The organism is Actinotalea ferrariae (assembly GCF_019733465.1).
GTDB lineage: Bacteria > Actinomycetota > Actinomycetes > Actinomycetales > Cellulomonadaceae > Actinotalea > Actinotalea ferrariae_A.
The window spans coordinates 1-5,781 of the sequence record NZ_JACVQL010000011.1; the positions used below are offsets into that span (position 1 = coordinate 1).

7 protein-coding genes are annotated in these 5,781 nt (G+C 75.4%); 2 read left to right on the top strand and 5 right to left on the bottom strand.

The annotated features are described in order from the left end of the window. Positions 1–177: 177 nt before the first annotated feature. On the top strand, positions 178–1,497 hold the full coding sequence (locus ICW40_RS00975) for a uracil-xanthine permease family protein (protein WP_221651925.1): 1,320 nt from the start codon (positions 178–180) through the stop codon (positions 1,495–1,497). Between the two features lie 62 nt (positions 1,498–1,559). On the opposite strand, the gene ICW40_RS00980 is transcribed toward ICW40_RS00975, so the two are convergent. The 5 genes from ICW40_RS00980 to ICW40_RS01000 form a co-directional block, all read right to left on the bottom strand. Continuing rightward, the gene (locus ICW40_RS00980) at positions 1,560–2,177 is read right to left on the bottom strand and encodes a GNAT family N-acetyltransferase (protein WP_308121549.1); all 618 of its coding nucleotides are present in this window, start codon (positions 2,175–2,177) and stop codon (positions 1,560–1,562) included. 2 nt (positions 2,178–2,179) lie between these two features. Continuing rightward, complete coding sequence (locus ICW40_RS00985; protein WP_221651926.1) at positions 2,180–2,854, bottom strand: LytR C-terminal domain-containing protein; 675 nt, start codon at positions 2,852–2,854, stop codon at positions 2,180–2,182. Further along, a complete protein-coding gene (locus ICW40_RS00990; protein WP_199423201.1) occupies positions 2,854–3,153 on the bottom strand; it encodes a type II toxin-antitoxin system VapB family antitoxin in 300 nt (99 codons plus the stop codon). Before ICW40_RS00990 ends, ICW40_RS00985 begins: the two co-directional genes overlap by 1 nt. Positions 3,154–3,215: 62 nt before the next feature. After that, positions 3,216–4,163: a DMT family transporter gene (locus ICW40_RS21325; protein WP_308121550.1), complete on the bottom strand. Its 948-nt coding sequence runs from the start codon at positions 4,161–4,163 to the stop codon at positions 3,216–3,218. A gap of 95 nt (positions 4,164–4,258) precedes the next feature. Continuing rightward, the gene (locus ICW40_RS01000; RefSeq protein WP_221651927.1) at positions 4,259–5,245 is read right to left on the bottom strand and encodes an aldo/keto reductase; all 987 of its coding nucleotides are present in this window, start codon (positions 5,243–5,245) and stop codon (positions 4,259–4,261) included. Positions 5,246–5,372: 127 nt separating this feature from the next. Between ICW40_RS01000 and ICW40_RS01005 the strand changes: the two genes are divergently transcribed. After that, a partial coding sequence (locus tag ICW40_RS01005; protein WP_221651928.1) for a GntR family transcriptional regulator occupies positions 5,373–5,781 on the top strand: 409 nt, incomplete at its 3' end.

Consider the following 5,781-nt stretch of genomic DNA (forward strand, 5'->3'; position numbering starts at 1 on the left):
CGTCTGCGGCCAGCATGGCACAGCGCGCCGACGCCGCGGGCGTCGCGGGACTGCGGCGTCGTGGGCGTGCGGCGTGGCCGGCGCGTGCCGTCGCTAGCATGCGGTGGGCCTTGCCGCGGCGCCCCTGCGCTCGCGTGACGTGGTGGCCCGTCGGTGCGGTGCGGCGGAGGAGACGAGATGGCCCTGGGCTGGGACGTGCACGGCGACGGACGGCGGATCGGCCCTGGCGCCGTCGTCTCCCCCGAGGAGCGCCTGAGCTGGCCGCGCACCATCGGGATCGGCATGCAGCACGTCGTCGCGATGTTCGGCGCGACGTTCCTCGTGCCCATCCTCACCGGGCTCCCGCCCGCGACGACGCTCTTCTTCTCGGCGCTCGGCACCGTGCTCTTCCTCGTCATCACCGGGAACCGGCTGCCGAGCTACCTCGGCTCGAGCTTCGCCTTCCTCGCGCCGATCGCCGCGGCGCAGGCGCAGGGCGGCACGAGCCTCGCGCTCGGGGGTGTGCTGCTCACGGGCGTGCTGCTCGCCGTCGTCGGGCTCGTGGTGCACGTGGTCGGGTCGCGCTGGATCGACGTGATCATGCCCCCCGTGGTGACCGGCACGATCGTCGCGCTGATCGGCCTCAACCTCGCGCCCACCGCGTGGGGCAACGTGCAGAAGGCGCCGGTGACCGCGGTCGCGACCCTGCTCGCCGTCGTGCTCGTCACCGTGCTGTTCCGCGGCATCCTGGGCCGCCTCGCGATCCTCATGGGCGTGCTCGTGGGGTACCTCGTGGCCGTGCTGCGCGGCGAGGTCGACTTCGCCGACGTGCGCGCCGCCGCGTGGGTGGGCCTGCCCGACTTCACGGCGCCGACGTTCGACCTGTCCGTCCTCGGTCTGTTCCTGCCGGTGGTGTTCGTGCTGGTCGCCGAGAACGTGGGGCACGTGAAGTCCGTCGCCGCCATGACCGGCCGGGACCTCGACCCGCTCATGGGCCGCGCGCTGCTGGCCGACGGCGTGGCGACCACGCTCGCGGGCGCCGGCGGCGGCTCGGGCACCACGACGTACGCCGAGAACATCGGCGTCATGGCGGCGACGCGCGTGTACTCGACCGCGGCCTACTGGGTGGCGGCCGCGACGGCGCTCGTGCTGAGCCTGTCGCCCAAGTTCGGCGCGGTCATCGGCACCATCCCCGACGGCGTCCTGGGCGGGGCGACCACCGTCCTCTACGGGATGATCGGCATCCTCGGCGCGCGCATCTGGGTGCAGAACCGGGTCGACTTCTCCGACCCCGTCAACCTCACGACGGCCGCCGTCGCGCTCGTGGTCGGCATCGCCAACTACACGTGGGCCGTGGGCGAGGTCGCGTTCGAGGGCATCGCGCTCGGCACGGCCGCGGCCGTCGGGATCTACCACCTCATGCGCGGCGTGGCCCGGTGGCGCGGCACGACGCAGGAGCCCGCCAGCCCGGCGTCGGTGCCGGGCGGCACCGAGCTCGAGGACCGCACGCCGCACTGAGGGTCGTCCGAGAACGGGCGGGCCGGGGCGCGCGTCCCGCGGACGCGGCGTCGGGGCGCGGGCTAGCCCCGCCCGGCGTCCAGCCGCAGGCCCAGCAGCGCGCCGCCGTCGTCCTCCTCGAGCGTCGTGAACCCGAGGTGGTGGTAGAAGGCGCGGGCCCGTGCGTTGGCCGCGCCGACGCCGAGGTGCACGCCCGGCACGTCGCGCTCGCGCAGCGCGGCGAAGAGCCGCTCGAGCAGCGCGCGCCCGTGACCACCGCCCTGCGCGACGGGCAGCAGGTCGACGTGCAGGTGCGCGGGGAAGCGGGCGGCGACGTCGGGGTCCGTGCGGCGCGGCTCGTGCACGAGCTGCACGAGCGCGGCGTCCCGGCTGCCGGGCTCCGCGCTGCCCTGCGGGTGGCGCTCGCGGACGAGCGGCCACCACCGCTCCTCGCACGCCGCCTCGAACGCCGCGGTGTCCGCCACGCCCACGACGTAGCCGAGCGGGACGTCGTCGTCGTTCGCCACGACGAACGCGAGGTCGGGGCTCAGCACCAGGTAGGGCCGCAGGTAGACGTCCGCGAGGAGCTCGGGGTGCGCGTAGAGGTCGGTGGCGTCGCCGCCCGCGTGACCGGTGCGGATGCAGATGTCGTCGAGCGCGGCGGCGTCGTCGGCGCGCGCCGCGCGGATCCGCAGCCCCACGGTCAGCCCTCGGGAGCCGGCTCGCCCTCGACGGCCGGTGCGGTCGTGGGCGTCGGTGCCGGGAGCGCGGCCTCGCGGGCCTCCTCGAGCGGCACGCAGCCCTCGACAGGTGCGAGCGGCGCGGCGGGGTCGAGCACCACGGCGGCGGGGTCGACGAGCGTCTGGAACTCCTCGCCGAGCACGAGGTCGACCGTGGCCTCGGCGCGCTGGTCCATGACGAGCGTCGGCGCCGTGAGGTGCGCGGCGAGCGTGTAGGCCTGGGCGAGGCCCGTCTCGCCGAAGGTGATCTGAGCGGTGCCCGGCAGGCGCGCGGGGTAGTTGCTCGCCATCGGGACGACGAAGCCGCGCATGCTCAGCGCGCTGCTCGTCTCGCCCGCGAGGCCCGAGCGACCGGCGCCGTTGAGCACGTTGACCGCGACGCCGGCGTACGCGACGGGCAGCGTGCCCTCGGGCGGGCACGGCGGCGGCGGGAGCGCGGTGGCGCCGTCCTCGGGCTCGGGCGTGCTGAACTCGCGGTCGAGGAACGGCGCGGAGATGACGCCCGTGTAGATCGCGGCCGAGCCCAGGCCCGCGACGGCGAGGGCGGCGATGAGCGAGCCGAAGATGACCGCCTGCCGCTCGTGCGTCCGGCGCCGCCGCAGCCGCCGTTCGCGCTCGGCGGCGCTGAGCTCCTCCATCAGTCCTCCAGGACGAGCACGCGCGCGTGCAGGATGGGCCGCTGCTGGAGCGCGGCGCGTACGGCGCGGTGCAGGCCGTCCTCGAGGTACATGACGCCCTTCCACTGCACGACGTGCGCGAAGAGGTCGCCGTAGAACGTCGAGTCCTCCGAGAGGAGGTTGTCGAGGTTGAGCGTCCGCTTCGTCGTCACCAGGTCGTCGAGCCGGACCTGACGCGGCGGGACCTCGGCCCACTGCTTGGGCGTGGTGAGGCCGTGGTCGGGGTACGGGCGCCCGTCGCCCACGGCCTTGAAGATCACACGGGGAGTGTAGTCGGGACGGCTGCGGCGCTCGTCCTCCTCGGGTCGGACGTCGGGCCTCGTCACACCGCGGGCTGCTCGGCGGTCCGGGGGCGCCGGCGCAGGGTGAGCGTCCGCCGGCGCGTCGTCCACACACCCAGCAGGCACAGGGCGCCGCCCGCGAACGCGAGGAGCGGCGGGACCTCGCCCAGCAGGAGCCAGCCGAGCAGGACGGCGATGGGCGGGACGAGGTAGGTCGTCGAGCCGAGCCGGCCCGCGTCGCTGCGCGCGAGGGCGTACGCCCACGTCGTGAAGGCGATCGCCGTCGGGAACAGGCCCAGGTAGACGACGCCCGCGAGCGCGCCGGGACCGGCGGCCGTCAGGTCCGCGACCAGCCCGGGTGCGAAGGGCAGGCAGGCGACGGCACCGATGGTGCACGCGGCCCACGTCACCTGCAGCGCCGACATCCGGCCGAGCAGGGGCTTCTGCAGGATCACGGCGACGGCGTACGCGACGGCCGCGACGACGCACAGGACGGCACCCCACACGTCGGCGCGGTCACCGGTGGACGTGGCGACGCCGATGAGGACGACGCCCGCGAGGCCGATCGCGCTGCCGACCAGGAGCGGGCGCGGGAAGCCCTCGCCGAGGCTGAGGCCGGCCAGCACCGCGAGCAGCACGGGCCCCACGTTGACGAGCATCGCCGCCGTCCCCGCGTCGATCCGCTGCTCGGCCGCGTTGAGGGCGACGTTGTAGACGCCGAACCACAGCAGCCCGACGCCGATCAGGCGCGGCCAGTGCTCGCGCGCGGGCCACGCCGGCCGGGTGAGGAGCAGCGGGATCCCCAGGGCGAGGCTCCCGACGGCGAGGCGGCCGAGCGTGAGCTCGCCCGGCCCGACGTCGGCCCCGACACCCCGGATCCCGACGAACGCGGACGCCCACAGCAGCACGGTGACGCCGATCGCGAGCACCGGGAGGGCGCGGTGGCGCGAGGTCGGCGGCGCGGCGGGACGGGCGGGGGCGGTGGTCACGCCATGACGCTAGGACCACCGACCCCCGCCGCGCTGGCGAAATCCCGCCATCGTTGTGCGAGGTGCTGCCACCGCCACCGTCCCCGCCGCACCGGTCACACCGCGTCGAGGCGTGCGCGGAGCTCGGGCTCGAGCACGAGGTCGCACGCGGCGAGCGCCTCGTCGAGCTGGGCGACGCTGCTCGCGCCCACGATCGGCACGACCGGCACCGGCCCGCCGAGGAGCCAGGCGAGCGCCGCCTGGTTCGGCGTCGCGCCGAGCTCGGCGGCCACGTCGTGCAGGGCGCGGACCCGCGCGTGCGTCGTCGGGTGGTCGTACCCGCCGAAGAGGGGCTTGTCGCGGCGCACGTACGCCCCCTGCAGCAGGGGCGAGTACGCGGTGACCGTGAGCGACGGCCGCCCGGGCACGCCGGTCGAGCGCGCGTAGTCGAGCAGCTCGGGCGACGCCCAGTTGTGGCGGTCCGGGTCGGGCGTCGGGTACGCGTACGTCAGCTGCTGCTGCACCAGCGCGTACGGCGGCACGCCTTGGCGCAGCGCCTCCTCGCGCGCCTCGACGAGGCGCCAGAGCGCGACGTTGGAGATGCCGCTGAGGCCGACGACGCCCTCGGCCTGGAGCTTGCCGAACGCGCCCACGGTCTCGGCGATCGGCGTCTCGAGGTCGTCCACGTGCCCGTAGAGGACGTCGATCCGGTCGACGCCCAGGTGGCGCAGGCTCTCGCGCGCCTGGCGCTCGACGACCTCGGCCCCCAGGCCCTCGAAGTTGGTCGGCGGCGTGTTGGCGAGCGGGAGGGCGGGGTCCTTCTTGGCCGCCCCGAGCTTGGTCGCGATGCGGACGTGGTCCCGAACGCCCCGGTCGGCGAGCCACCGGCCGACGAGGTCCTCGCTGTCGCGGCCGTGGCCACCCTCGGTCCAGGCGTTGTAGTTGTTCGCGGTGTCGAGGAACGTGCCGCCCGCCTCGAGGAAGCGGTCGAGGATCGCGAACGACGTCGCCTCGTCGGTCAGCGTGCCCATGAGCATGGTGCCGAGGCAGAGCGTCGAGACCTCGACGGCACGGTCGCCGTCGCCGATGGTGCGGTACTGCATGGGTCCTCCTGGTGGCCTGCGGGTGGTGGTTCGGGTGGTCCTGCTGCTGGTCCTGCTGGTGGTGGAGCGGCGCAGCGCCGCACGTCGACGCTAGGTCCGCAGTGGCACGGCGCTACAGTCCGATCTGATGCCACGTGACCAGGCCAATCCCGCGCTGGCGTGGGAGACGCTCCTCGAGCTCGACGCCGTCGGACCGCGCGTCGAGCAGCTCGAGCGCGCGGTGCGGGAGGCCGTCCGGAGCGGACGCGCGCCCGCCGGTGCGGCGCTGCCGCCGAGCCGCCGGCTCGCCGAGCAGCTCGGTGTGTCCCGCTGGGTGGTCACGGAGGCGTACGGGCAGCTCGTCGCGGAGGGGGTGCTCGAGGCGCGCACGGGGTCGGCGACGCGCGTCGCGCGCGACCCCCCGGCCGTGACCGGCGTCGCGACGGTGCCGCCCGCACCCGCTGTGCCCAGCTCCCCGCGACCGCGCACGTGGTCGGCGCCCTCGTCGGCACCCGAGCGCCGAGCGGGCCACGACCTCGCGCCCGGCATCCCGGACC